General features: G+C 67.3%; 19 protein-coding genes. 12 read left to right on the forward strand and 7 right to left on the reverse strand.

The genetic code is table 11. The features are described 5' to 3' along the window. Positions 1-5 precede the first annotated feature (5 nt). Positions 6-2,390 (reverse strand): glycoside hydrolase family 127 protein, encoded by a 2,385-nt coding sequence (locus LK533_RS14485; protein WP_324255308.1) that lies wholly within the window; start codon positions 2,388-2,390, stop codon positions 6-8. Positions 2,391-2,555: 165 nt separating this feature from the next. Here LK533_RS14485 and LK533_RS14490 point away from each other — a divergent pair, with 165 nt between their 5' ends. Then, positions 2,556-5,297, forward strand: coding sequence for a DUF5695 domain-containing protein (locus LK533_RS14490; protein WP_229363785.1), 2,742 nt, complete (start codon positions 2,556-2,558; stop codon positions 5,295-5,297). 40 nt (positions 5,298-5,337) lie between these two features. Here the strand turns inward: LK533_RS14490 and LK533_RS14495 are convergent, their stop codons facing one another. The 5 genes from LK533_RS14495 to LK533_RS14515 all read right to left on the reverse strand — a co-directional run bounded on the left by LK533_RS14495 (position 5,338) and on the right by LK533_RS14515 (position 9,111). Continuing rightward, positions 5,338-6,213, reverse strand: coding sequence for a manganese catalase family protein (locus tag LK533_RS14495; RefSeq protein WP_229363786.1), 876 nt, complete (start codon positions 6,211-6,213; stop codon positions 5,338-5,340). Positions 6,214-6,368: 155 nt separating this feature from the next. Continuing rightward, positions 6,369-6,842 (reverse strand): MaoC/PaaZ C-terminal domain-containing protein, encoded by a 474-nt coding sequence (locus tag LK533_RS14500; protein WP_229363787.1) that lies wholly within the window; start codon positions 6,840-6,842, stop codon positions 6,369-6,371. A 267-nt stretch (positions 6,843-7,109) separates the two neighbouring features. Further along, complete coding sequence (locus LK533_RS14505) at positions 7,110-7,724, reverse strand: undecaprenyl diphosphate synthase family protein (protein WP_229363788.1); 615 nt, start codon at positions 7,722-7,724, stop codon at positions 7,110-7,112. 75 nt (positions 7,725-7,799) lie between these two features. Continuing rightward, the gene (locus tag LK533_RS14510; protein ID WP_229363789.1) at positions 7,800-8,672 is read right to left on the reverse strand and encodes a SirB1 family protein; all 873 of its coding nucleotides are present in this window, start codon (positions 8,670-8,672) and stop codon (positions 7,800-7,802) included. Further along, the gene (locus LK533_RS14515; RefSeq protein ID WP_229363790.1) at positions 8,617-9,111 is read right to left on the reverse strand and encodes a hypothetical protein; all 495 of its coding nucleotides are present in this window, start codon (positions 9,109-9,111) and stop codon (positions 8,617-8,619) included. The genes LK533_RS14510 and LK533_RS14515 overlap by 56 nt, the downstream gene beginning before the upstream one ends. A 251-nt stretch (positions 9,112-9,362) precedes the next feature. Between LK533_RS14515 and LK533_RS14520 the strand changes: the two genes are divergently transcribed. From LK533_RS14520 to LK533_RS14530, 3 genes are read left to right on the forward strand one after another with little or no spacing between them, the layout of a single operon-like run. After that, positions 9,363-9,554, forward strand: a complete 192-nt coding sequence (locus LK533_RS14520) for a hypothetical protein (RefSeq protein WP_229363791.1) — start codon at positions 9,363-9,365, stop codon at positions 9,552-9,554. Then, entirely contained in the window at positions 9,547-9,957 is a 411-nt protein-coding gene (locus tag LK533_RS14525; protein WP_229363792.1) for a hypothetical protein, read from the forward strand. Before LK533_RS14520 ends, LK533_RS14525 begins: the two co-directional genes overlap by 8 nt. Positions 9,958-9,987: 30 nt before the next feature. Beyond that, on the forward strand, positions 9,988-10,434 hold the full coding sequence (locus LK533_RS14530) for a hypothetical protein (RefSeq protein ID WP_229363793.1): 447 nt from the start codon (positions 9,988-9,990) through the stop codon (positions 10,432-10,434). A gap of 231 nt (positions 10,435-10,665) precedes the next feature. On the opposite strand, the gene LK533_RS14535 is transcribed toward LK533_RS14530, so the two are convergent. Further along, on the reverse strand, positions 10,666-13,998 hold the full coding sequence (locus tag LK533_RS14535; RefSeq protein WP_229363794.1) for a TonB-dependent receptor: 3,333 nt from the start codon (positions 13,996-13,998) through the stop codon (positions 10,666-10,668). A 268-nt stretch (positions 13,999-14,266) separates the two neighbouring features. Between LK533_RS14535 and LK533_RS14540 the strand changes: the two genes are divergently transcribed. The 8 genes from LK533_RS14540 to LK533_RS14575 are packed head-to-tail and all read left to right on the forward strand — an operon-like array spanning position 14,267 to position 26,159. Further along, positions 14,267-15,715 (forward strand): tryptophan halogenase family protein, encoded by a 1,449-nt coding sequence (locus LK533_RS14540; RefSeq protein ID WP_229363809.1) that lies wholly within the window; start codon positions 14,267-14,269, stop codon positions 15,713-15,715. Beyond that, complete coding sequence (locus LK533_RS14545; protein WP_229363795.1) at positions 15,712-17,184, forward strand: tryptophan 7-halogenase; 1,473 nt, start codon at positions 15,712-15,714, stop codon at positions 17,182-17,184. The genes LK533_RS14540 and LK533_RS14545 overlap by 4 nt, the downstream gene beginning before the upstream one ends. Next, positions 17,181-18,656: a tryptophan halogenase family protein gene (locus tag LK533_RS14550; RefSeq protein WP_229363796.1), complete on the forward strand. Its 1,476-nt coding sequence runs from the start codon at positions 17,181-17,183 to the stop codon at positions 18,654-18,656. Before LK533_RS14545 ends, LK533_RS14550 begins: the two co-directional genes overlap by 4 nt. A gap of 46 nt (positions 18,657-18,702) precedes the next feature. Next, positions 18,703-20,061: a glycoside hydrolase 5 family protein gene (locus LK533_RS14555; protein WP_229363797.1), complete on the forward strand. Its 1,359-nt coding sequence runs from the start codon at positions 18,703-18,705 to the stop codon at positions 20,059-20,061. Beyond that, positions 20,061-22,067, forward strand: a complete 2,007-nt coding sequence (locus tag LK533_RS14560) for a glycoside hydrolase family 97 protein (RefSeq protein ID WP_229363798.1) — start codon at positions 20,061-20,063, stop codon at positions 22,065-22,067. The genes LK533_RS14555 and LK533_RS14560 overlap by 1 nt, the downstream gene beginning before the upstream one ends. Then, a complete protein-coding gene (locus LK533_RS14565) occupies positions 22,064-22,831 on the forward strand; it encodes an SGNH/GDSL hydrolase family protein (protein WP_229363799.1) in 768 nt (255 codons plus the stop codon). The genes LK533_RS14560 and LK533_RS14565 overlap by 4 nt, the downstream gene beginning before the upstream one ends. Continuing rightward, positions 22,828-24,309: a carboxylesterase/lipase family protein gene (locus LK533_RS14570; protein WP_229363800.1), complete on the forward strand. Its 1,482-nt coding sequence runs from the start codon at positions 22,828-22,830 to the stop codon at positions 24,307-24,309. The genes LK533_RS14565 and LK533_RS14570 overlap by 4 nt, the downstream gene beginning before the upstream one ends. Next, positions 24,306-26,159 carry a glycoside hydrolase family 9 protein gene (locus LK533_RS14575; RefSeq protein ID WP_229363801.1) on the forward strand — a complete coding sequence of 618 codons (1,854 nt, stop codon included), beginning with the start codon at positions 24,306-24,308 and terminating at the stop codon, positions 26,157-26,159. Before LK533_RS14570 ends, LK533_RS14575 begins: the two co-directional genes overlap by 4 nt. Positions 26,160-26,733: the final 574 nt, after the last annotated feature.

Consider the following 26,733-nt stretch of genomic DNA (forward strand, 5'->3'; position numbering starts at 1 on the left):
ATCGCTCACGTCGTCGCGCCGGGCTTGGCGGTGAACAGGCGCACGCCGAACACCGGCCCCGCGCTGCTGCGGTCATGCGGCACGAACTTCACCTTCACGCTCCCCTTGCCCTTGGTCAGCGCTGGCGGGAGCGGATATTCCACGTCGAAGAACTTGCCCGGCTGGTCGTTGTCGAGGTGCTGTGTCGTCAGTTTCACATTGTCGACGAGGATGTCGAAGTCGCGCGCACGCTCGCTGCCCCAATAGCTGGCCTGCAGGACGAGCGGGCCGGGCTTCACCTTCATCGAGAATTCGAAATAGCCGCCCGAGCGCGCGTCGCGACCGTTCCTGCCGCGGTACGAGACGGGGTAGGAGATTTCCGAGGTGAGGTTATGATCCCGCTCCGGCTGCATCTCGCCCAGGTGCATGACGTCTACGGAGCGCGCGGCGATGTCCTTCACGCGCGCCTGCTCGGCCAGGAATGCGACCTGCTCGTTCTTCCAGCCGGCCTCGCTGAAGCGCTTGAAGTAGACGGCGCTGCGTCGATCATATTGCGAGTAAAACGGCACGAACGTCAGGTCGGCCGGGCGCAGCAGCCCCTTGGTGGCATAGGTCGCCCGGCCCTGCGCCGGGGTGAAGGCGGCGAGCGGATCCTCGCCGACCATCGCAGGATCCGCGCCCTGCCATTCGGCCTCTCCCGCACCCAGATCGGCGGCCAGCACCATCGGCCCGCGCACGACCGCAACCGTGTTGGGATCGCCGGGTGCGGACTCCAGCCGCAGGTCGAGCGGGAAGCGGATCGCGACCACGTCGCCCGCCTTCCAGCGGCGATCGACGACGGCATAGCCGTTGCCGATCACAGGCGTGACCGGCTGATCGTTGACGGACACCTGCACCGCATTGCCCGCCCAGCCGGGCACGCGCAGCGCGATCGGGAAGCGGGCGCGCTTCTTCAGCGCGCCCAGCGTCAGCCGCGCGCCGGGCTCGAACGGATAGGCGGTGTCGAGCGTCAGCGTCGCCCCGCGGGTCTGCCACTGCGCCTCGGCGGGGATGTAGAGGTTGACGATCAGGCCGCCCTCGCCCTCCCAGAAGATCGCCTCGCCATGCTTGGCGTGGCTTTCCAGCCCGGAGCCGACGCAGCACCAGAAGCTATCCTCGTTCGGGTCCGAATAGCCGCGCTTCGTGCCCGTCATCAGCGGGGTCATATAGGTGAAGCCGCCGGTCCTGGGGTTCTGCGCGGACATCACATGGTTGAGGTGCGCGCGCTCGTAATAGTCGAACAGCGCGCCGTCGGGCTGCCAGTGATAGAGCTGCTGGGTCAGCTTGAGCATGTTGTACGTGTTGCAATGCTCGCACGTCTGCTCGGTGATGTGGTTGGCGATGCTGTCCGGCTCGGAGAAATACTCGCGGTCCGCGTTGCCGCCGATGACGTAGCTGTGGTGCAGGGTGACCGTCTTCCAGAAGAAGGTGGCGGCGTTGCGCTGCTCGGGCTTGCCGGTGAGGTCGTGGAGCCGTGCGAGGCCGACGAGCTTGGGCACCTGGGTATTGGCGTGGAAGTTGGCGAGCTTGTCCTCGCCGGCCACCAGCGGATCGAGCACGCGGTGATCGTAGATCCGCTCCGCCACCGCCAGCCAGCGCTTGTCGTTGGTCCGTGCGTAGAGCTCGGCATAGCTTTCGTTGAGGCCGCCGTACTCGCAGCTCAGCAGCTTCTCCATCTGCGCGTCGTCGAGGGCCGCGAACACCCGCTCGAAATAGCCGCCCAGGCCGGTGACGACCTGCAGCGCCTTTGGGTTGCCCCAGGCGGCGTGGATGTCGAGCAGGCCCGCGAACAGCTTGTGCACGGTATAGAGCGGCGACCAGCTGCCGTTGAGGTCGAAGCCGCCCGAACGGATGTCGCCCTTCATCACTTCCGGGAAGATCTCCTCCCCGTCGACGATGGTGCCGTCCTTCCGCTTGCGCCCCAGCGCGCCGACATAGCCGGTGCCGCGCTTGGCCTGCGCCTCTGCAAGTTCGTCGACGATATAGTCGGCGCGGCGGCGGCATTCAGGATCGCCGGTCTGCTGCCAGGTGAGCACCAGCGCAGTCATGTAGTGGCCCAGCGTATGGCCCGCGATCGTGTCGCTTTCCCAGCCGCCATAGATCGGCGCCTTGGGCTCCAGCCCGGCATATTTCCGGAAATTGTGGAGGAAGCGATCCGGGTCGAGGCGGTGCAGGGTGCCGCGGTTGACCTCGACGGCGGTGGCATAGTCGCTGGGCTTCAGTCGAACGGCGCTGAGCGGCAACGGCTTGGGCTTTGCCGGCAGCAGCGACGCGCCCGGACTGGCAACGCGGGCGATGGCGCCCGCGGTCTGGCTGGCGAACACCAGCGTGGCTGCCCCTACCAGCAGTTCGCGACGGCTGCTCTCGATCACTGGCCTCTCCTCTAATACGGTATACGATTAAGAGGCAGTGGCGAGACCGTCAACCGGCCAAGTCGCGGACAATCGTATAAAGTATTTGACCGTCTTCGCCGCTGCTGGTTTCATACGGGACCGCAGCGGCAAAGCGATGCTCCCGCCGCAGACCAGGAGTTCCCCATGTCCCCCTTGCGCTCCCTGCCCCTGCTCGCGCTGCTTGTCGCCGTGCCGATGGCAACCATGCTGCCCGCCTGGGGTCAGGAGAAGCCCGCCAAGAAGGTCTACAAGCCGATCGCCCGGACGGCGTATCGCACCAGCGACTTTCAACTGGAACTGCGCACCGACACCGGCACGCTGGCGCGCCTGTCGCCGCAGGGCGAGCCGGCATTCGACTTCGTACCCGGCGGGCGCGAGGCGGAGCGGGCCGGCGACGGATATGTCCATCTGGGCGACCTCAACCTGCGGCTGCGGACTCCGGGTGGCACGTGGCAGGATTATGCCTCGTCGCACAAGCGCGCACCCATTCGCCGGCTGCCCGCCCGCGAAAGGATACTTGCCGCTGCCGATATCACCGCCAGCATGGGCGCGGGCTTTCCGCTGAAGGTCGAGCGCCGCTGGGCGAGCGAGGGCAAGGCGCTGGCGCTGCGCTTCACCCTTTCCAACCCCGGCAGCACTCCCGTGGAAATCGGCGGCCTGGGCATGCCGATGGTGTTCGACAACATCATCACCGATCGCGAGCTGGAGACGGCGCATGCCCAGGCGAGCTTCGTCGATCCCTATATCGGCCGCGACGCCGGCTATCTTCAGGTCACGCGGCTGAACGGAAGGGGGCCGGCGCTGCTGGTGATCCCTGAGCGTGGCACCCCGCTGGAGGCGTATCGCCCAATCGCCGAGGCGCGGCATGCGGAGGCGGGCGACGTCTTCACCGACCGCAGCCCGCGCGGCCAGACCTCGGAAGGCTTTTACGACTGGACCGTCGCCAGCAAGGGGTTCGCGGAGAAGGAGTGGAAGGACGCGGGAGAGCAGTGGAACACCCCCACCAGCATCACCCTTGCACCCGGCGAGACGCGGACGTTCGGCGTGCGCCTGGTGCAGGCGCCCTCGATCCGCGGTATCGAGACGACGCTCGTGCAGCAGGCGCGGCCGGTTGCGGTCGGCGTGCCCGGCTATGTCGTGCCGACCGACCTCGATGCCTCGCTGTTCCTGAAGAGCAGCCAGCCCGTCCTCAAAGTGGAAAGCGAACCCGCCGGCGCGCTGACCGCGACCCCGGCGGCCCCGGTCAACGGCTGGGCGCGGTACCGCGTGCGCAGCCACGGCTGGGGCCGGGCGCGGCTGTCGATCACCTATGCCGACAACAGCGTCCAGACGGTGCAGTATTTCATCACCAAGCCGCTGGAACAGGCGATGGCCGACCTCGGCCGTTTTTCCACGACCAAGCAGTGGTTCGACGACAAGGCGGACCCGTTCCACCGCGCGCCCGCGATCCTGACCTATGACCGCGAGGCCGACCGCATCGTCACGCAGGAGCCGCGCGTGTGGATCGCCGGGATGAGCGACGAAGGCGGCGGCGGCGCCTGGGTCGCAGCGATGATGAAGCAGCTCGACAATCCCGACGCGCAGGAAGTCGCCAGGCTGGAGCGGCTGGTGAACGAAACGGTGGTCGGCAAGCTCCAGGTGGCAAGCGGGCCTCAGGCCGGAGCGGTCCGCAAGAGCCTGTTCTACTATGAGCCCGCCGAGCATCCGGGCTATTATGATGCGGCCAGGAACTGGAAGAACTGGACGGCGTGGAACAAGGAGCAGTCCGGCGACCTCGGCCGCTCGTACAACTACCCCCATGTCGCGATCGGGCACTGGGTGCTCTACCGCCTGGCGCGCAACCACACCGGGCTGGTGAAGGCCCGGAACTGGCGCTGGTATCTGGAGCATGCGTATCAGACGACCGTCGCGATGATGCGCGATGCGCCCTATTATGCGCAGTTCGGCCAAATGGAGGGCGACGTATTCGTCGACATCCTCAAGGACCTGAAGCGCGAGGGGCTGACGTCCGAGGCGACCGAGATGGAGCGGCTGATGAAAGGCCGCGCCGATCACTGGAAGACCCTGCCCTACCCCTTCGGCAGCGAAATGGCGTGGGACTCGACCGGCCAGCCCGAGGTCTACGCATGGATGCGCTATTTCGGCTACCAGCCGCAGGCGGACGCGACGCGCGAGGTGATCCTCGCCTATGACCCGACCATCCCGCATTGGGGCTATAACGGCAATGCGCGCCGCTATTGGGACTTCCTCTACGGCGGCAAGCTGCCGCGGATCGAGCGGCAGATCCATCATTATGGCTCGACGTTGAACGCGGTGCCGCTGTTCGACGCGTTCCGCGCCGACCCCAGCGACAGCCACCTCCTGCGCGTCGCCTATGGCGGGTTGATGGGGGGTATCACCAATATCGACCAGCAGGGATTCTCGAGCGCCGCCTTCCACGCCTATCCGGACAAGATGCAGTGGGACGCCTATACCGGCGACTATGGCATGGGCTTCTTCGGCCATGCCTATGCGACCGGCACCTATCTGGTGAACGACCCGACGTTCGGCTGGCTCGCCTATGGCGGCAATCTCACCCAGCAGGCTGGCAAGCTGCATGTCGAGCCGAAGGACAGCGCCCGGACCCGGCTGTTCGTGGCACCGGCCGGGCTGTGGCTGACGCTGGAGGCGGGCAAGATCGAGGCTGCGGACTATGACCCGACGAGCGGCCAGGTGACGCTGACGCTGTCGGGGAAGGACCGCTTCACGCCGGTGGCGCGGCTGGTGGCGGAAACCACGGTGGCCGGCGCCCGCCCCTATGCGCTCGATGGCGCGACGCTGGAGCGGGGAGCCTATTCCATTCCGCTTGCGACCAGCGGCACGCGTGTGACGCTCACCCGCCGCTGATCCAAGCGGGAGCGGCGGTTGCCCGCCGCTCCCTGCGAACTCAGGATGCCGACGGCGGCATCGGAGTCTTCTGCGTGCCGTAAAGGCGCGGGTCGGTCGGCCCGAGCTCGAGCTTGGGCCCCAGGGCCGGCGGCTCGGCGATGAACTCGAACTGACCCTTGCCGTCCATCGACGGGCCCGATGCCCAGCGGCCGGTGGCGCTTTCGCCGCCGCGCGAATGCTGGAGGTACTTGTACGCGAACTCTTCGCGCTGCAGCTCCTGCGGGAAGGAGAGCGGGTTCGGCGTCTCGTCGAATCCCTCGGCTTCCAGCTCGGCGATCGCGGCCAGCCACTGGTTCTGGTGCATCGTGTCGCGCGCGATCAGATAGCTCAGCATGTCCTTCACGCCGGGATCGTCCGTCATGTTGTACATGCGCGCGGCCTGGACGCGACCCTGGCTCTCGGCCGTCACGTTGAAACGGAAGTCGGCCAGCAGGTTGCCGCTCGACGTGATATAGTCCGCCGTCCAGCGATTGCCTTCGGAGTCCACCGGCATCGCACCGCCGCCGCTGACGATCGCATGCTGCGGGCTCATGCTCGCGAACACGACGTCTTCGACGCGCGCGCCACCCATAACCGCACCGACGATCGAATCCTTGGCGGCATGTTCCTGCGCCTCGACCGGCGACTGTTCGAGCAGGCGCGCGACCATGGTCGCCAGCATCTCGACGTGGCCGATTTCCTCGGTACCGATGTCATAGGTCATGTCCCGATACTTGATCGGGCCGCGGCTGTTCCAGGCCTGGAACATATACCCCAACATCACGCTGATTTCGCCCCACTGGCCGCCGATCAGCTCCTGGAGCTTCTTGGCAAAAACTGGATCGGGACGCTCTGGCGTGCAATTGTAGGCAGCCTCCTTGATGTGGATGAACATGCTTACTCCTCCGGTTTCGGGTAGCGCCTGAAGAAACCTGCCGGCTCCTGGCATTCCCGAAGCGCACCGCGTCCGCCGAAGGTTCGTAACTCTGCGACGAACCGACGCTGCGGACGGACATTACGAAGGTGAATTAAATTAGGTTAACGCAATGGTCACTCTGCCGTTGCGTCAGGACGTCCTCCCGAGCGGGAAAAGATCTGCAGGAGGCTGTTGTAGCGCATAACCGTGCGGCCATGCTGATTGGTGACCGCAACGCCGATCCGCACGAGCCCGCGATCCGGACGGCTGCGCGATGGCGTGACTTCCAGGATTTCGCGCCGTGCGCGCAGCACATCGCCCGGCCGCACGGCCTCTTCCCAGCGCAACGCGTCGATCTGGAGCCCCAGCAACGGCGTGTCGCCAAACGGGCTTGTTTCCACATAGTCGCGCATCACCAGCGCCGCCACGTGCCATCCACTGGCGATGATGCCCCCGAACCGCCCGGCGGCGGCCGCGTCCCGATCCACGTGCATGGGCTGCGGATCATAGGACTCGGCAAAGGCGATCACGGCGTCTTCGAGGATCGGGATCGCGTTCCCTTCCCAGGTTTCGCCGACCCGAAGGTCCTCCAGATAGCGTGCCGCCATATGTCCCTCCGGGGTATCCGTCGCGGCAGAGTAGCGCTGCTCCGGCGCACGACGCAAACCGGCGGAGTGTTCCGAATGTGCGAGGCCAGGAGACCTGCCCGGTCCGGCAGGATGTCGCGTCGGGGAGCATCAGCGGCACCCTGGGAGAGCTGCGCAACCAGTGTTGGCTGAAGTCGGCACGGGTGGTGCAGTCTGGGGCAAGAAGGGACCGACGTCCCTCGGTACCGTACACCCGCTGTCAAAGTCGTACCGGGTTTCGGACTATTCCTATCCCCCCAGCGTCTGATCTTGTTGCCTGTACCACGCGAGCGCCTGCTCGAAATGGTCGGGCTCGAAGTCGGGCCAGAATTCGTCCCGGATGTAGAAATCAGCGTAGACGGACTGCACGGGCAGAAAGCCGCTCAGGCGCCGCCCGCCACCCCAGCGAACGATCAGATCCAGCCGCGAGACCTCCTGCGAGCGCAAGCCGCCGTTCTTGATCCCGGCAAGGTCCCACTCCCAACCATAGTTCATCAGGAGGTTCACCTTCATCCCGGCACCCCGGCGTTGTCGGAATTCGAGCAACTCGCGCGGGAATTTGGCGGAGGTTTCGTCGCCCACGACAAGCACCGCCGCACCGCGCGCCGCGATCTCGCGAGCGAACGCAACCGAAGCCTCGATGAAGCCCTGCTGCTGGGCTGCAGGTCGCTTCATATTGTCCTTGGTGTAGCAGTAGATCGACGCCTCTTCGATCGCGAGGTGCTTGCACTGTTCGAACAGGAGCAATCCAGGCTCGATCCCGTGCGCATAGCCATCCTGCTTGGGAAGGCCGCCGTTGGTCGCCCAACGCCGATTGCCATCAGGGATGAACCCGACATGCCGTGGAACTCTGTTTTTGGACATCTGATGCTCTCCCGACCCCGACTGTGGCGGCCACTCTACCGCACCGTCGCGCGCTAGGCAGCGACTACCGGCCTGTCAGCGTTCGCGAGACAAGGCATCCAGGGCAGCGCAGGCGTGCATCCGCAGCTCGGGCTCCCGGGTGACCTCCAGCATGGCACTCAGACTTGCGCGGGCGGCTTCGACATCGCCCTTGTGCACCTGTAGCCGCGCTTGCTCCCACCATGCATGGGCGTTGGAAGGCGCGATGACGGTCATCCGCTCGAACAGCGTCAACGCCCGTTCGGGATCACCGCGCCCCTCGGCGCGGCTTGCCTGGTTCATCAACAGCCGCACCAGCACGGACCGGTTGGACATTGGTGTCAGATGCTCCGGCCTGGGCGCGGCGCCACGGCCCAACACCGCACCGAGCAACGCGGCAAAGCGCTCGGCGTCCAGAATGGCGCCGCCGTCGAACGGATCGATGAGCACCGGCTCTGTTTCCGAGCCGATGCGGGCCACCACATGCCCCGGCGTGTTGAGCGCGTCCGCTTGCCAGCCCAGGCGGCGGGCCGCGGCCACGTACAGGATGGCCAGGCTCACCGGCAAACCGCGCCGCCGGTCCATGACTCGGATCAAGTCGGCATTGTCGGGGTCGTCATAGGTCTGCCGGTCGCCCGTGAAGCCGTATTCGGTGCCGATGACGCGCGCCAGGAGCCGGGCGCGCGCGGCGGCGCTTTCCGCAGCCCCGCCGAGAACGACCAGGCGCTCCGTGATGTCTCCCAGCACATTCACATAGGACGACAGGTCCAGGCCCGCATGGTCGAGGGCAGCGATTTGCAGCGCAGCGGAGTCGAGCGAGATCGCTTCGTCTTCGAGCAGCCCAAGTTCAAGGATCGCACTGTTGTCGGGTATCTCAACCAGCGCCCTGCCCTCCTGGTGAAGCCGTGCCCGACGGGCCGGTGCCGCCATGTTGGCCGAGTGGTCCGCCGCCGCCCAATTCGCCACGATCGGCGGGCGTGCCGGAGCCGACCTCGCCGCGCCCGGCACCGCCGCCGACCGCCTCTGCCCCCACCGCGCCTGCGCCCGGGATTGCGGCAGCGCCTGCAGCCGCATCGGCGAGGCTGCCGTCCGCCGATCCCAGCGCAGCGGCTTCCGAAGCGACCTGGCTCCCCGCCTGTGCTCCCAGGCTGTCAGCGCCCGCCGCGACCTCCGCATCCTGACCTGCGTCCTTCGGCGTGCCCGCCATTGCCCCGCCGGCATGGTCGAGCGTTCCTCCGGACGGCTCGCCGGCTCCGGAGATCGTGCCACCGCCGCTCGACCCGCCGGTGCTGCCCATATCCTCGTCGATGGCGCCTGGGCCTGCCGCCTCGTTGAGGCCGCCGCCGCCTGCTTGTTCCGACTGGTCCATCCTGATCCGGTCCTAGCTTTTTGCGTGTTCGCCCAGGCTTCTCACAAGCACCACGGCGACATCTTCTACCTAACGCGCCCGGTCGGTGCTGGTGCCATGATGGTGGAGCGTCAGGTCGCAGATTGCAGGAGCTTGCGTCGAGCAGATCGTTGGCAGAGCGGCGCTTCGCTAACCCAGGTTGCTTGCTCGGCGGCGGCGGAACGTAGCGACGCCCACATCATTGATATGGTCCTTGTTCAAGGTGACCGACAATGAGCCGCCACCGCTTCTGCATGACGAACGATCGTGATGGATTCATCGAGGAACTCGCCCAGGAGCTTTGGGAAGAGCGGCAGGCGGGCGCGGACGAGAGCCCCTGGCCGCAAGTCCCGCCGGAGGTGCAGCAGGCGTTCAGAAACCTCGCCGCGGACACGCTGCGCTTTCTGGAACATGGTCATGGGTAATCAGGGCGGGAAAGCACGTGCCCCTGCCACTGGGCGCAAGCCGCTGGTCACGGGCTGGAAGCTCGACCGGGGTGAACGCGGGCAACTGCTCGAGCGGTTCATTCCCCGGTATGCGGATGTCGTCGCGGACCATGTTACGCTCAGCCTGGGCGATGCGTCGCTTCCCTGGGACACGCACGGCGAGATCGTCGGGGAGGCTGACGATCTGGAAGGCGTGCAGGCGCTGATCGTCTCCATCGCAGGCCGCACTGCCCGACCGGACGGCAGTACCTATCACATCACCTGGTCGCTCGACCGCGCCAGAGGCAGGCGGCCCGTCGAAAGCAACCGGGTGATCGCGCAACTCGGCTGGTCGCCGCTCGACCGACCGGTTCCCCTCACGCTACTTCCTGCGCGGTTCTAGCGCATGCAGCTTTATCTCGATTGCGACGGCGTGCTGGCCGATTTCGAACGCGGTGCGATCGACCTGCTGGGCATGCCGCCGCGCCAGTTCGAGAAGCGCCATGGGTTGCCGATGTTCTGGAAGCGCATTGCTGCCCACGGCGACTTCTATGGGAGCTTGCCGCTGATGCCGGACGCGATGAAGCTGTTTGAGGCAGTGCGGGACCTCGACCCGATCATCCTTACCGGGTTGCCGCGAGGCAACTGGGCAGCCCCGCAAAAGGTGCGGTGGGCCGCCGAGCATTTTCCGGGTACCCGGATCATCACCTGCCTGGCCGCCGACAAGCGCAAGCATGCGCGCGAAGGCGATATCCTGGTCGACGACACGCTGAAGTACCGGGACCTATGGACCAGCGCCGGCGGCACCTTCGTTCATCACGAGAATGCCGAGAAAACGATTTCGGTACTGCGCAAGATCATTCCCGATGGGATGCGCTAGCATCGGCGGCAAGTAGGGCGGTCACCTACCGTGACCCCCTGGACCTTCGGCCCCGCTGCCAGGGATTTCATTCCAGTAGGCCAGCTTTCAGCTAATCGGCCTTCCGCTTCAGGTGGCGAAGCATGGATGCAAAACGCCCCGGAAGCGGTTGCTTCCGAGGCGTCGCAGATCAAGGTCGCTCCGGGAACAGGATATTACCCCTGCAGAACTCCCCTCTGCCTGCCCCTCCGGTCAGAAGGTCAAGCGTGTTGTGATCGAAAACTGCCGATCGTTGACGAAGTACGACCGCGGCGCCATCTGACCATCCCCGTTGAGCAGATATGACGTCTTGGTGACGTTGTTGAGCAGGTTCTGCGCTTCCACGCCGATCTTGAAGTTCTTGTCGACCGTGAAGAAGATCGATCCGTCCAGCTGTCCGCCGGCCAGCGCGTAGACCGGCAGGAACGGGAAACAGCAATCCCGGTTGGTCAGCAGGAACTTGGACCTCCAGCTATAGGCGAAGCGCGCATAGATGTTGGCCTTGTCGTAGAACCCGGCGACGTTGAAGTTGTACTTCGACAGTCCGGTGAGCGGCAGGTTCTCGTAGAGCGAACCCGTGTCGACCGGAGGCGCGTTGTTGAGGTCCGCGTTCGACGGCACGCCGTTCGGGATGTCGCCCGGCTTGACGTACGTGAAGGTCGCCTGCGCGCCGAGCCCGGACAGCAGCCCCGGCAGGAAGTCGTACGTCTGCTGGTAGCTGAGTTCGACGCCCTTGACGTCGCCCTTGCCCGGGGCGTTGGCCGGGCCGTTGATCAGCACGTCAAAGGTCTGGCCGTTGTTGGTCAACGTGCGGGTGTAGCCATAGTTGTCGAGAATGATGTTCGACAGCTGCTTGTAGAACACCGCGCCGGTCAGCGAGCCGACCCGGGCGAAATACCATTCCGCAGTGAGGTCGAACTGCTTGGCCTCGACCGGGCGAAGGAACGGGTTGCGCGCGGTCGACTGGAAGCCGAACGAGCTTGCCGAGTTGGCCGCGCTTGTCGTGCCCGGCGTCACCCCAGTGTAGTTCCGCAGGTCCCCGAAGTTAGGACGCGAGATCGCCTTCGAGGCGGCGAAACGGAACAGCAGCTTCGGCGTGGCCTGCAGCTTCAGGTTGAAGCTCGGCAGCCAGTGATTGAAGCTCTGAGTCGCGACCTCCGGGAAGGAATCTCCGTTGGCAAAACCGAGCACCGCAGTCTGCTGCTCCGCGGTCAGCAAGCAGAAGGCGGGGATCGTGTTTCCGGGAAGGACGGCGCCGCAGAAGTCGGCAGCGTTGGTGTAGCTACCCAGGATCTGGCTTTGCGAGGGGAAGGTCAGCGCGCCATAGGATTGATCCTTGGTATGCACGAACCGCACGCCGATGTTGCCGGACAGCGACATGCCATTACCAAAGTCGTCGATGCCGAAGTCGGCCCGGGCATAGGCGCTCCAGGTCGTTTCCTTGTTCCGGTAATATTCGCTGGAGCGGAAATAGTCGTCGACCAGATCGGTGCGATCCTCGAGCGCCACATAGGTGCCCCCGCCGGCGGCCGCCACACGACGCAGCATTTCCGTCAGCGCATCATGATCGCGAAGCACCGCGTCGGAGATATAGTTCGTGGCCGGCGGCTGGGTCGAGTTGTTGCGGTAGAAGTCCGAATAGGGGAACAGCGTGACGTTGCTCGCCTCCGTTCCCAGGGCGATCGGTCCACCGCTCGTCCACGTCTCGGACAGTGCACCCCAGTTGTTGTAGTCGTTGGTACGCACGGTTTGGTCGCGCTTGGCATAGCGACCGCCGACCCGCACCTTGCGCAGGAAGCTGTCCTCGCTGAAGTCAAACTGTGCGTCGCCGCGGAATGCCCATTCCTCGCCGTCGTTGTCGGTGCGATTGTTCATCGCGTCGTGGAAGTAGATCGACGACAGGTTGCTGAAATACTCGGCCGGGTCTCGGCCCTGCGGCTCGAATGTCACCTGCGGGTTCTTGCCCGTCACATCAATGCCGAAGCCGCCATAGCTGGTCGTGCCGACATTGTCGTCGATGCTGTCCGAGTTCGACTTCACATATTGCGCATCGAAATTGAGGTGCAGCCGCTCGACGGGCTCGATCTTGGCGTTGAACGAGAAGTCCTGGGTGACCGCCTTGCCCTCGGTGTAGCGGTTTGCGAACACGATCGGACCGCCGTTGGGCGCGAACTGCGTCAGCTCGCCAAAGCCGCCGCCGGGAAGATTGCCCGAAACGGGCCCCGTCGGCCGATACAGCGATCCGCTCGTCAGCACCCCGTTGTCGTCATAGGTGGGCGTCGTCCCGGGTACGGGCTTGATCAGCACCGAGTCCGTCAAGCTCAAGCTCGGCTCGATCGTGTGCTCGATCCAGTTCTGCCGCGAATCGGTACGCAGATACTGGCCGGTCAGCAGGACGGTGCGGGAGGCGTTCTCATATTGCGCCGCCGCCGACACGCCGATGCGCTTGCGGTTGAACGTCTGGGTCCGGTTGCCGCCGCCCATCGGCACATAGACCGACTCACGGCCCTCCGGCACCGGATAGGTGTCGAACAGCGTCGCCTCATACGGGGTGCCCGCGTTGACGACGCGCCCTTCGCCCGCATCCTGGGTGCCGTTTCCGTTCGTGTCGTCATTGTACCGCGGCAGATAGGCCGACAGGAAGACCGCGTCCGCGCGGCTGAACTGCTGCGAATAGCTGCCGCTTGCGAGCACGCCGATGCGGCCGCCGCCACCCAGTTCGAATTGCTGGCTATACAGTCCCACGACCGAAGGCGCGCCGCGCTGCGCCATGTCGCCGTAGTTCATGCTGCCGGAGAGATAGATCAGCCGCTGGTCCTGGTCGAACGGCTTGCGGGTGTTGATGTTGACGGTGCCCGAGATGCCGCCCTCGATCAGGTCTGCGGTGAGGTTCTTGAACACCTCGACCGACCCGATCAGTTCGCTGGGCACGTCGTTGAACCCGATCTCGCGCCCGCCCGACGCGGCGAAGGTGTCGCGGCCGTTGAACTCGCCGCGGACATAGCTCAGGCCGCGGATGACCACGCCCGATCCCTCGACCGAGAAGTGGGCGGAATCCGTCGGCGCGGCGAAGCGGCTGATCGCAACGCCGGGCACGCGCTGCAGCGCTTCGTTGACCGAGCGATCGGGCAGCGCGCCGATGTCCTGCGCGGTGATCGCGTCCACGACGGTATCAGAGTTCTTCTTGATGTTCTGCGCGGTCGCCAGGCTCTGGCGAACGCCCGTGACGACGATCTCGTCCCGGCGGGTTTCCGGCGCCTCCACCGCGGCATCCTGCGAGCTGCCCGACGTTCCCGTGGTGTTGCCCGCCTGATCCTGAGCGGTGGCGCCGGTTCCGTCGTCCACGCCCGGCGTGCCGGAGGTTGTTCCCTGCGAACCGCTCGCGACCGGCTTGGTCGGCGTCGCCTCGTCGCCGCTCTGCGTGCCCGGCGCGGTCTGCGCCCATGCCGGCGTCGCCGCACAGATCAGCGCCAGTCCCGACACCCCCAGCCGCAGGCGACGTGCGCTGCGGCAGCTCACGGCGCGCAGTCCACGATTCGTCGTCATGCCCTCGTCTCCCCTCATCCCTGGACCGCCCTCCGGTTCAACGCCGGAAAGTCTGGTCGCCCCGAGTTCGGACAGCTGTCTCGAAGCGGATGTTAGCGTATACATGGCAAGCATCCGGTCAAGCGAAGTATTGGCTCTTGCCATACTTGCCTTGGCAAGTAGGTTCCCGGGTAACAGGTGGCGCAACGACGCCGCCGGGAGGGGGCAAGTCTTGACCGTTCCGGGTCGTATCAGGGTCGTGGTCGTCGGGGGCGGAACGGCAGGCTGGATGACGGCCGCGGCGCTGGCGAGCCTGGTGCCTGCGGCGGCTCACGTCCACCTCGTCGAAGCGGACGATATCGGTATCATCGGCGTCGGTGAGGCGACCTTGCCCCACCTCCGCGCCTTTATCACCCGGATCGGGATGGACGAGGCGGCGTTCATGGCTGCCACGCACGCGACCTTCAAGCTCGGGATCGAGTTTCGCGACTTCGGGCGGATCGGCGACTCGTACATTCATCCGTTCGGCAGCTACGGGCAGCCGCTCGGCCAGGTCGGGTTCCACCACTATTGGCTGCGGCGGCACCACGCCGGCGCCGTTCCGCCGATCGAGGCCTTCTCCGCCGCGGTGACCGCAGCCCGCGCGTGTCGCTTCGCGCGGCCCGGGCCCGATCCCGCCGATCTGGCGTCGAGCTTCGGCTATGCCTATCAGTTCGACGCCACCCGCTTCGCCCCGTTCCTTCGCGCCCATGCCGAGGCGCGCGGCGCGATGCGGACCGAGGGACGGGTGACGGCGGTGGAGCGCGATCCGGCAAGTGGCGACGTCCGCGCGATCCTTCTCGCCGATGGTCAGCGGATCGAGGGGGATCTGTTCATCGACTGCTCGGGATTTCGCGCGCTGCTGATCGGCGAGGCGATGGACGAGCGCTGGGAGGACTGGTCCCACTGGCTGCCATGCGACCGGGCGGTGGCGGCGCCCTGCGCCGCGCCGCCGGGACCGATCGAGCCGTTCACGCGCGCGACGGCGATGCCGGCCGGGTGGCGATGGCGGATCCCGCTGCGCCATCGCGTCGGCAACGGCTATGTCTATTCCAGCGCCCATGTCTCGGACGCAGCGGCGGCCGACGCTTTGGTTGCCGCGCTGGAGGGGCCTTTGCTCGCCGATCCGCGGGTGCTTCGCTTTCGTGCCGGTCGGCGGCAGCGCAGTTGGGTCGGCAACGTCCTGGCGATCGGGCTGGCCTCCGGCTTCCTTGAGCCGCTTGAATCGACCAGCATCTATCTCACGCAGATGGCGATCACCCAGTTGATCGAGCATTTCCCCGGTGCGATCGTCGCCGACGCGGATCGGGACGGCTTCAACGCCCAGGTGGATGCGGAATACGACCGCATCCGCGACTTCCTGATCCTCCACTATCACGCCACGACGCGACGCGATTCGACCTTCTGGGATCATGTGCGGACGATGCCGATCCCGGACAGCCTGGCGGAAAAGATGGCGCTGTGGCGCAGCACCGCCCAAGTCTCGCGCTACACCCACGGCTTGTTCCTCGAGCCGAGCTGGATTGCCGTCTACCTTGGCCAGGGCATCGTTCCGGACGGGTGGGATCCCCGTGCCGATCTGCCCGACGCAGCGGCGCTCGATCGTGCGCTTGCCGCGTTGCAACGCGGCGTCGCGGCAGCGGCCGCCCGCCTTCCCGACCATGCGGCGTATCTTTCTCAGCAGGCGCTCGCCGCGTGACAGCGGCTGCAAACCGCCGCGCGGCGCCACGCGTGATTGCCATCGTCGGAGCCGGCCCGGTCGCGCTGGTGAGCGCGATCGCCTTCGCCCGCGCATTGCCGCACGCGGCCGTGGTCGTGATTGCAACCCAGGACGATCCGGCCGCGCTCGCGGATCGGCTGCCGGTCGCGTTCCCGCCAGCGCTCGCGTTCCTCGCCACGCTGGGACTCGACGAAGCGGCGCTGCTGGCCTGCGGTGCCAGCCATCGCATCGGCGAGCGGTTCGACTGGGGCGAGACGCACTTCACCCTTGGGGTCGGCGAACGGGCGCCGCCCGTCTACGGCGCTGCGCTCCACCAGCTTTGGCTTGCCCAGGGCGCTGCCGGCCGCTTCGATGCGCTGCTCCCGGGCGCAACCCTCGCCGCGGCGGAGCGCTTCGTCCACCCGGACGACACTGCCCGGCATCCGCTCTTGTCGCAGATGGATTTCGCGCTGCGGCTCGATCCGGACCGCATGCGGTCGCTGCTGAGCGAGCGTGCCCATGCGATGCGGATCGGCATCGTTCAAAGCGCAACCGTCTCCGCCGTACGCTGCGACGCGGGCATCGACGCTCTCCTGCTGGAGGACGGCAGACGGATCACGGCCGATCTGTTCGTCGATGCCAGCGGCACGACCGCCTGCCTGGTGCCCGATGCCGCGGTCCGGATCGACTGGTCGGCAGCGCTGCCGGTCGATCGTCTGCTGCTGGCGGATGGCTCCGGCGACCCTTCTCCCACTGACCGCTACACCGCCAATCCAACGGGGTGGTCCGCGACGTGGCCGCTTGCCCACCGGACCATCGATGCGCTCGGCTATGCGAGTGCCGCCACCAGCGATGCGAGCGCACTCCGCCAGTTCGGCAGACCGGCGGCAGCGGTGGAGCGGATCGCGCTGCGCCCGGGCCGTCTCGCAACGCCGATGGCAGGCAATCTGCTGGTGCTGGGCGATGCCGCCGCGGCGGTGGGGCCGCTCGGCTGTCTCGGCTTCACGCTGGCCTGCGCGCAGCTGGAGCTCGCCCTTAGCCTGATGCCGGGGCGCGGGGCCGAGCCGTCGCTGGCGGCCGAGTATAATCGCCGCGCGACGCAGCGCGCGGACCGGATGCGCGACTATGCCGCCAGCTTCTATCTCGCCGGCTGCCCCCAGCGCGGCGAGTTCTGGCACCCGCTGCGCGCATGCCCGGTGCCGGAGGGGCTTGCTGCAGCGCTCACCCAGTTCCGCCAGCGCGGCACGCTTCCACCGGTCGAGGAAGAAATGATGGCCCCGGGCCAATGGACGCAGGCGCTGCTTGGCCTGGGGGTGCGGCCGGCGCGGACCGATCCGATTGCGCTTTCGGTCCCGCCGGCAGCGGCTGCGGCGGCGATCGAGCGGCTTCGCGGCGCCGTTCGAACCCTGCCGGCAGCGTTGCCGCCCTACCCCGAGTATCTGAATGCAGCGAAGCGGGGCGCGCGATGAGCGGCGCACCGATCGGGCGCGTGGTGATCGTCGGCGGGGGCACGGCCGGCTGGATGGCGGCGGCCGCGGCTGCGCGGTTCCTGGACGACGGCCAGCGAACCATCACCCTGATCGAATCGGACGCGATCGGGACGGTGGGCGTCGGCGAAGCGACGATCCCGCCGATCCGCGGCTTCAACGCCCGGCTGGGCATCGACGAGGCGGCGTTCCTGCGCGCCACCGGCGGCACGGTGAAGCTGGGCATCGAGTTCGTCGGCTGGACCGACGGCACCGACCGCTATCTCCACCCCTTTGGCACTCCCGGCCGGGACATCGAGGGACTGAACTTCCACCAGCTGTGGCTGAAGCTGCGGGGTCGCGACGGCGTCGGGCCGCTCGAGGACTATTCGATGGCTGCCGTCGCGGCGCGGCACGGCCGCTTCGCACCGCCCTCGCCCGATCCCCGCTCGCCGCTGTCGGGCATGGAATATGCCTATCATTTCGACGCCAGCCTCTACGCGGCCTTTCTGCGCGATCGTGCCGAGGCGCAGGGCGTGCGCAGGGTCGAAGGCAGGATCACGCAGGTCGACCAGGATGTTCTCACCGGCCACGTCCGGGCGCTGCGGCTGGAAGGAGATCGGGTCGTCGAAGGCGACCTGTTCCTGGACTGCTCGGGTTTCCGCAGCCTGCTGCTCGGCGAGGCGATGGGTGTCGGCTACGAAGACTGGTCGCACTGGCTGCCATGCGACAGCGCGGTCGCCGTGCCGACCGAACGGGTCCGGCCGCTCCTGCCGTATACGCGGGCAAGTGCACGGACCGCGGGGTGGCAATGGCGGATCCCGCTCCAGCATCGCACCGGCAACGGCCACGTCTATGCCAGCCGCTTCCAGGATCACGACGAGGCGGAGCGCGTGCTGCTCGCCAACCTGGACGCACCGACCACCGCACCGACCCGCCGTCTTTCGTTCACCGCCGGCCGGCGGGCTCGGATGTGGGAAGGCAATGTGGTCGCGCTCGGCCTCGCCAGCGGCTTTCTCGAACCCCTGGAATCCACCAGCATCCACCTGGTTCAGGCCGGCATTTCCAAGCTGTTCGCCCTCTTCCCCGACATGCGTTTCACGCCGGTCGAACGCGACGAATACAACCGGCTGATGCGCAGCCAGTATGAGGCGATCCGCGACTTCATCATCCTCCACTATCACGCGACGCAGCGTGCGGATTCGCCGTTCTGGCGGCACGTGCGCGCCATGCCCATTCCCGACACGCTGCAACGCAAGATCGCGCTGTTCCGGGAGAAGGGGCGCATCTTCCGCTACGACGACGATCTTTTCGCCGTGCCCAGCTGGGTCGCCGTGATGCTCGGCCAGGGCATCTTGCCCGAAGGCTATGATCCGGTCGTCGACGCGCTCGACGAAGCGAAGCTCCTCGACGCGCTTCGCCAGATGCGCGCCGGCTATGCCAGCGCCGCCCGACAGCTGGCGATGGTCGAATGAACACGCGTGGTTCCCCACGCCCACCCCTTTTGAGGAGTATCGCCCCTTGACCGACCACCGCTGTCCGATCGACCGGCGATCGATGATCGTCGCGGGCGCCGCGCTCGTCGGCGCATGCGCGGTAAACCCGAAGCTGCGCCCGGCGACCCGATCCGCGTCGGCGTTCGTCCGCGTCGAGGGAACGGGTTTCCGCCGTGGCGGCGAGTCCTATCGCTATGCCGGAGCGAACATCTGGTATGCGGCCTGGCTCGGCGCGAACACCGGATACGGCGATCGCGCCCGGCTGGGCCGAGAGCTCGACCGGCTCCAGGCGCTTGGGATTCGCAACCTTCGCATTCTCGGCTCGGCCGAGCTTTCGCCGCTCAAGAACTCCATCACCCCTGGCTTTCGCGACCGCGACGCCAACTACAATCAGGATCTGCTCGCCGGGCTCGACTGGACGCTCGCGGAGATGGCCAAGCGGGACATGACGGCCGTCATCTACCTGACCAACTTCTGGGAATGGTCGGGCGGGATGATGACCTATCTCTACTGGGTCAACGGCGGTCGCTACATCAACATGAACGACCCGGCGCATCCGTGGCCGGAGTTCGCAAACTTCAACGCGGCCTTCTACACCAACGGCCAGGCGCAGGCGATGTACCGCGACTATGTGCGTGCCGTCGTCGGCCGCACCAACAGCGTCACCGGACGTCCCTATGCCGAGGATCCGACGATCATGGCGTGGCAGCTCGCCAATGAGCCGCGCCCCGGCGGCTCGGACGCGGTGGCCGTACCGAACCTGCCGCATTTCTTCCGCTGGATCGATCAGACCGCCCGCTACATCAAGACGCTTGCGCCCGATCAACTCGTCTGCACCGGCTCGGAGGGGTTGAAGGGCTCGATCGAGCGCGAGGCGGCGGTGCTCGACGCGCATCGGTCGCCGGCGATCGATTATCTCACCGCCCACATCTGGCCGAACAACTGGGGCTGGATGAACGCGGCCGATCTCGCCGGATCCTATGATGCGGGTGCCGCCAAGGTCGCCGACTATCTCGACACGCACGTCCGCCTGGCAACCACGCTCGGCAAGCCGCTGGTGGTTGAGGAGTTCGGCTACCCCCGCGACGGCGCCGACGCCTATGATCCGGCGATTTCCACCCGCTTCAAGGATCGCTTCTACCATCAGATCTATGCCGCGGTCGAAGCCAGCGCGCGGTCGGGCGGACCGCTTGCCGGTTCCAACTTCTGGGCCTGGAACGGCGAGGCGCGGACGCCGCATCGCGACTACCGCTTCCAGCGCGGCGATCTCGGCTACATGGGCGATCCCCCGCACGAGCCGCAGGGCTGGTACGGGGTGTTCGACAGCGACGCGTCGACCCAGGCGGTGATCCGCGCACACGCCGCTGCGCTGGCGCAGATCTGATGGCGATGCCGCACCCTTTCCGAGTCCTGCTCCCGCCGGTCGGCCCCGCCGCGGCGCTCCTGCTCGCCGCCATGCCCCTTTCGCCGGCGGGGGCGCGCGAGCCGGCACCCCCGGCGGTCGCCTCGCCGGATGGCGGCATCGTCCTGACGCTGGGGACCAGTGCGCAGGGGCAGCCGACCTATCGGGTCGCACGCCGCGGCCGCACGATCCTCGCGCCGTCGGCGCTGGGACTCGAATTTGAACGCTACGCCAAGCTGTCGGACGGGCTGCGCATCACCGCCGTCGACCGCAGCACCGGCACCGATCGCTACTCCCTGCCGGCGGGCAAGGTGTCGTCGGTCGCGGAGCGGTACAATCAGGTCGTCGTCCACTTCGCCGAGCCTGCCGGACAGCAACGGCGGCTGGACCTGGTGGTACGTGCCTATGACACCGGCGTGGCGATGCGATACGCTATTCCACAGCAGGCGCCCCTGCCCTCGCTGCGGCTCGTCAACGAGCTGACGCAGTTCGCCTTTCCCGAAGACTATGGCTGCACCGGCCTCAACCTCGGCAGCTTCGGGACCAGCCATGAGGGCGAGTATGATCCGGTGCAGGCCGGCATGATCCGGCCGCACAACCTCTACGAACTGCCGTTCGTCTGCCGCGCCGGTGATGGCGGCCCGAGCTTCGCGATTGCCGAGGCCGCGGTCGAGAACTGGCCTGCGATGTACCTGACCGGCACCGAGACCGGCGCGCTGGGCGTGGCAGCCAAGCTCACGCGCCGGCCCGACGACCCCGACATCGCGGTGAAGGCCGATGTCGGCAGCGGCCTCGTCTCGCCCTGGCGCGTGGTGATGATCGCCGACGAACCCGGCAAGCTGATCGAGAACACGCTGCTCACCAGCCTCAATCCCCCTTCTCAGGGGGACTTCTCATGGGTGCGGCCCGGCAAGACCGCCTGGGACTGGTGGTCGGGTCCGGTGCTTTCCAGCGTCCGTTCGCCCGGCACCAACGACGAGACCGAGAAAGCCTATATCGATTTCGCCGCCAGCCTGAAGCTGCCGTACATGATGGTGGACGACAACTGGTATGTGGCGAGCGGCAACGGCGCGTTCCTCAACCCGGGCGCCGACCCGACACGGCCGATTCCGGCGATCAACATCCCCGATCTCGTCGCCTATGGCCGCGAGCGGGGCGTCGGGTTGATCGTCTGGATCCATTGGCAGTTGCTCGACCGCGACATGGATCGCATCCTCGGCCAGATCGAGCGCTGGGGGATCAAGGGGATCAAGGTCGACTTCATGAACCGCGACGATCAGGAGATGATCGGCTTCTACCATCGTCTGGCGGAAGCGACCGCGCGGCATCACCTGCTGCTCGACCTGCATGGCGCGACCCACCCATGGGGAATGACGCGGACCTGGCCCAATTTCCTGACCCAGGAAGGCGTGCTGGGGGCCGAATACAACAAGTGGACACGCCGGATCACGGCGCGACACAACATCACCCTCGCCTATACGCGGATGCTGGCCGGGCCACTCGACTACACGCCGGGCGGCTATCGCAACCGCACGCCCGAAACCTTCCGCATCCAGGCCACCGCGCCCGAGGTGCAGACGACGCGTGGACAGGCGCTGGCGATGTACGTGGTGTACGAAAGCCCGCTGCAGTCGGTCGCGGACTCGCCCGATGCCTATCGCGATCAGCCGGGGCTCGACTTCTTGTCGGCGGTGCCGGCGAGTTGGGACGAAACGCGCTTCCTGGCCGGGACCCTCGGCGACTATGTCGCGGTGGCGCGGCGCAAGGGCCGCACCTGGTACGTCGGGGCGATGACCGACGCCGCACGGACGGTGACGCTGCCGCTTGCCTTCCTCGGCAAGGGACGGTTCGGACTTCGCAGCTGGCAGGACGGCGCCGTCCCCACCGAACTGGCCGAGCAGCGCGGCACCGTCACTGCCGACAACGCGCTGACGCTCACCCTCGCCGCCTCGGGCGGCGCAGTTGCCATCCTGGAGCCTACTCGATGACAAGGTCCCCTTTCATGCCGCTCCTCCTCGCCGCGGCGAGCGCCGGCATCGCCGCCGCGCCCGTGGCAGCACAGGTTCCGGCCGCTCCCATCAAGAGCACGGCCGAGGATGAGGCGGAACAGCGGCTCCACACCGACTGGGCGTGGCTCGGTCGCTATCGGGAGGCGAACGCCGCATTGGTGCCGAGCGCGGCACCGCGGATCGTCTTCATCGGCGACTCCATCACGCAAGGCTGGATCGACAAGCTTCCCGGGTTCTTCACCCCGGATCGCGTCAATCGCGGCATCGGCGGCCAGACGACCTCGCAGATGCTGCTGCGCTTTCGCCAGGACGTGATCGCATTGAAGCCCGCCGCGGTGCAGATCATGGGCGGGACCAACGACATCGCCGGCAACACCGGACCGATGACCGCCGAAGACACGCAGGCGAACATCATGTCGATGGCGGAACTGGCGCGCGCCCACGGCATCCGCGTGATCCTCGCCTCGATCCCGCCCGCCGATCATTTCCCCTGGCGCCCGGGACTGGAAACCGCCGGGAAGATCGCGCGCCTGAATGCCTGGCTGCGACGCTATGCCGCGGAAACCGGCGCACTCTACGCCGATTATTGGGGGGCGCTGCACGAGGGCGACGCGTTGAAGCCGGCGCTGACCTATGACGGGGTGCACCCCAATGACGCGGGCTATCGCGCGATGGGGCCGGTCGCCGAAGCGGTGATCCGGGCGGCGCTTGCAAAGCCGGCGCCAAAGGGGCTGGCGCGATGATCGCGATTGCGCTCGCGCTCGCGCTCGCGGCAATCGCCACGCCCGCACCGGTCGTATCGACGGAGGCGGGACAGGTCCGCGGCGAGGCGCTGCCGGGTGGCGGTGGCGTGTTCCGCGGAATCCGCTTCGCTGCGCCGCCGACGGGTCCGCTGCGCTGGCGCCCGCCGCTCCCGGCCAAGCGCTGGCAAGGGGTCGCAGATGCGACCAGACCGCGTGCCGCCTGCCCGCAACCTTCCTACGGCAGCTGGAACCAGGCGGCGGCGGACAGTTCGGCGGAGGACTGCCTGTTCCTCGACGTGCGGACGCCCCGGATCGACTCCACGGCGAAGCTGCCGGTGCTGGTGTGGATCCACGGCGGCGGCAATCGCGGGGGTGCGGGCGCCGGTACGGTTGAATCGCACATCACCGACGCCGGCATCGTGCTGGTCTCGATCCAGTATCGCCTGGGCGCGCTCGGGTTTCTGTCGCATCCCGCGCTGACGGCGGAACAGGGTGGCGCATCCGGCAATTACGGGCTGATGGATCAGCAGGCGGCGCTACGCTGGGTCCAGGCCAACATCGCCAGCTTCGGCGGCGATCCCGCCCAGGTGACGATCGCCGGAGAGAGCGCCGGCGCGCAAGATGTCGGCCTGCATATGCTCGCTCCCGGATCCCGCACGCTGTTCGCACGCGCCATCGCCGAGAGCGGGACGCCAGGCTTCGGGGTCTCCCCGCGCACCCTCGCCCAGAATGAGCGCGTCGGCGCCGCGATCGCCCGCAAGGCGGCGCTTCCCGCCGACGCCAGTGCAGCGCAGCTTCGCGCCCTTCCCGTCGCTGCCATCCTGCAGGCGCAGGAGACCGTCGAGGCGCCGGGCGTCGAAGACAACAGCTTCATCTGGCTGCACGCCGTGGTCGACGGTCGCGTGCTGCGGGAGACGCCCGCCGAGACGCTGGCTGCCGGTCGCTTCGCACGCGCGCCGTTCCTGATCGGGGTCAACGCTCAGGAGTTCACCGGCTATTCGGGCCGCGATCCGGAGCCGGTCATTGCGCGAGAATTTCCACGCAACACCGCCGCGGTCCGCGCCGCCTATGGCCTCGACCGCTCGGCCGCCCCGACGCCCGATCCGCGGCTGGGCGACGTCGCGATGCAACTCGGCACCGATCTCGTCTTCCGCTGTCCGACCATCGCGGTGTCGAAGGCGCTGCGCGCACGCGGCAATCCGGTGTGGCAATATCAGTTCGACTATGCGCCGCCCGGAGGAACGGTCAATCACGCAAGCGAGACCCGCTATGTGTTCGACCGGCTCAAACCGGGCGAGCCGCCGCTGCAGGCCTATTGGCTGAATTTCGTCCGCCGGGGCGATCCGAACGGCCCAGGGTTGCCGCGCTGGCCGGCCTATGACCTCGCGTCCCGCCCGTATCTCGAGTTCGCACAAAATGGGCCGGTTGCCCGAACAGACCTGCGGGGGACGGTATGCGCGCCGAGGACAACGCCATGAAGAAGGACCAAGGCCAGCCGGCGCGCATCTGGACCGCGGGAACCGCCGCGGCCGCGATGGCTCTGCTTCTGGGTGCCGCGGCACCCGAACCACCGCATGCGGAAATCCGCATGAGCCAGATCGCACTGGAGCGCTCCGGACCGAAAACCGCCATCTTGGTCACGGCGCAGGAGACTGCCCAGCACTGGACCCTCCGCGATGCGGCGGGCGCATTGGTGGCCGAGGGTCAGACGATCCCGTTAGGGGCCGATGCGGCTTCCGGCGAGCGGCTCCAGCGTATCGATTTCAGCGCGGCCCGCCTCCCGATCGGCAACGGCTATCGGCTGCAGGCGGGGAATGCCAAGAGCCGCACGTTCGCGATCGCCGCCCGGCCTTATGCCCCGCTCGCCACCGCCGCGATGGCGTTCTTCTACCAGCAGCGTAGCGCGGTGCCGATCCTGCCGGCGTTCGTGGAGCGCCCGGATCTCGCGCGTGCTGCGGGCCATCCGATGGAACGGGTCACCTGCTTTTCGGGCACCGATCAACGAGGGGTTCGGTGGCCCGGCTGCTCCTATTCGCTCGACGTCACCGGCGGCTGGTATGATGCCGGCGATCACGGCAAATATGTCGTCAACGGCGGCATCGCGACCTGGACGCTGCTCGACCTCCACCAGCGGCTCGCAGCCTGGGGCAATGGCGACGCGTTCGCCGATGGGCGTCTCGCGCTGCCGGAAGCAGGAAACGGTCGCGACGACCTGCTCGACGAGGCTCGCGTCGAAGTCGAGTTCCTGCTCTCGATGCAGGTACCGCAAGATGCGCAACTTGCGGTTGCGACGACCGCGGGCGGCGGCAAGGCGGCGGGAGACTTCCGCACCATCGCCGCCGGAGGACTGGTACACAGCAAGGTCGCCGACACGCGATGGACGGGCCTCCCCACCCGGCCGGCAGACGACCGGATGCCCCGCGCGCTGTATCCGCCGACCACTGCCGCAACGCTCAACCTTGCTGCGGTGGCGGCGCAGGCCGCGCGGATCTGGCGCAAGAGCGACCCCGCCTTCGCCGCTCGCGCCCTGCTCGCCGCACGCCGCGCCTGGGCGGCAGCCGAGCGGTACCCGGCGCTGTTCGCGAGCAGCGACTTTGCCGGCAGCGGCGGCTACGGCGACGAAGCGTTGGACGACGAGCGGTTCTGGGCAGCGGCCGAGCTCTACGCGACTACCGGCGAACGGCCGTTCGAACAGGCGGTGACGCGCGCCCGCTTTCTCGCCCGTCCCCAATCGGACCTTACGTGGAACTCGGTGGACCAGGCGGGACTCGCCACCCTGGCGACCATGCCCGCGGCAGGTGCTGCCCGGAACGCGGCCCGCGCGGCGGTGCTGCGGCTGGCCGACGGCTTCCTCGCCGAGCGGACACGCAGCGGCTACCGCCTGCCCTATGCAAGCCCAGATTATGACTGGGGATCGAACAGCGTTCTGCTCAATCGCGCGCTGCTGCTGGGGGTCGCCTGGCAAGTCACGCACGAGGCGCGCTACCGCACTGCTGTCGTCGACGTGATGGAGTATTTGCTCGGACGCAACGCGCTCGATCAGTCCTATATCACCGGCTTCGGCGCGCGGCCGATGCGCTTTCCCCACCATCGCTTCTGGCATCCGGTCGATCCGCGCTACCCGGCGCCACCCGCCGGGGTGGTATCCGGCGGTCCCAACAGCACCGCGCTCGCCGACGATGTGGCGGCCACGATGCGGGGGCGATGCGTAGGGCAGACCTGCTGGACCGACGACTGGCGTGCCTTTTCGATGAACGAGGTGGCGATCAACTGGAACGCGCCGCTCGTCTGGGTCGCCGCCTTTCTGGATGCGACCCGCCCATCCTAGAGCGGCGCAACCGGGTGCGCGATGGCGCCGATGTGCGCTTGGCCTGCCCGCCCCCCCCGATCCCGCCGTCCGCCACCTGGGGGCGGCGACGCGACCTCCTTTCCTGCAAGGCTGCGCGTTTACGCATCCTCCCCTCGAAGGTCCGGCCACCGCGCTGCGCCTCCAGGGGAGTTCCTGATCACACGGGTCGCGGCCATGCCGCAGGCGGCCGCGCCCGGTCCGGGCCGGCTGCACCCAGCGAGGATCTGAACCGAAGCGCCAACGGTCTTGCCCGATCCCGCCGACGAACTCGAACAGCTGAAGCGGATCGGGTGCGATCGACGAAAAGAGGGTGCGCGGCGCCGAGTGCGCCACCTACTTTTTGCCAACGCCGTCCGGGATGCAGCGTGGCCGAAAACCGCATTAGGGCTCGTCAGGTATCGGCCGGCCGTAAGCAGCCATGTGACACCTGCTGCTGACGGCTCAAACGCAAACAGCCCCGTCTCTGGTGAGACGGGGCTGTTTTGTGTGTGGTTGCGGGGACAGGATTTGAACCTGTGACCTTCAGGTTATGAGCCTGACGAGCTACCGGGCT

The organism is Sphingomonas sp. PL-96 (assembly GCF_020707215.1).
GTDB lineage: Bacteria > Pseudomonadota > Alphaproteobacteria > Sphingomonadales > Sphingomonadaceae > Sphingomonas.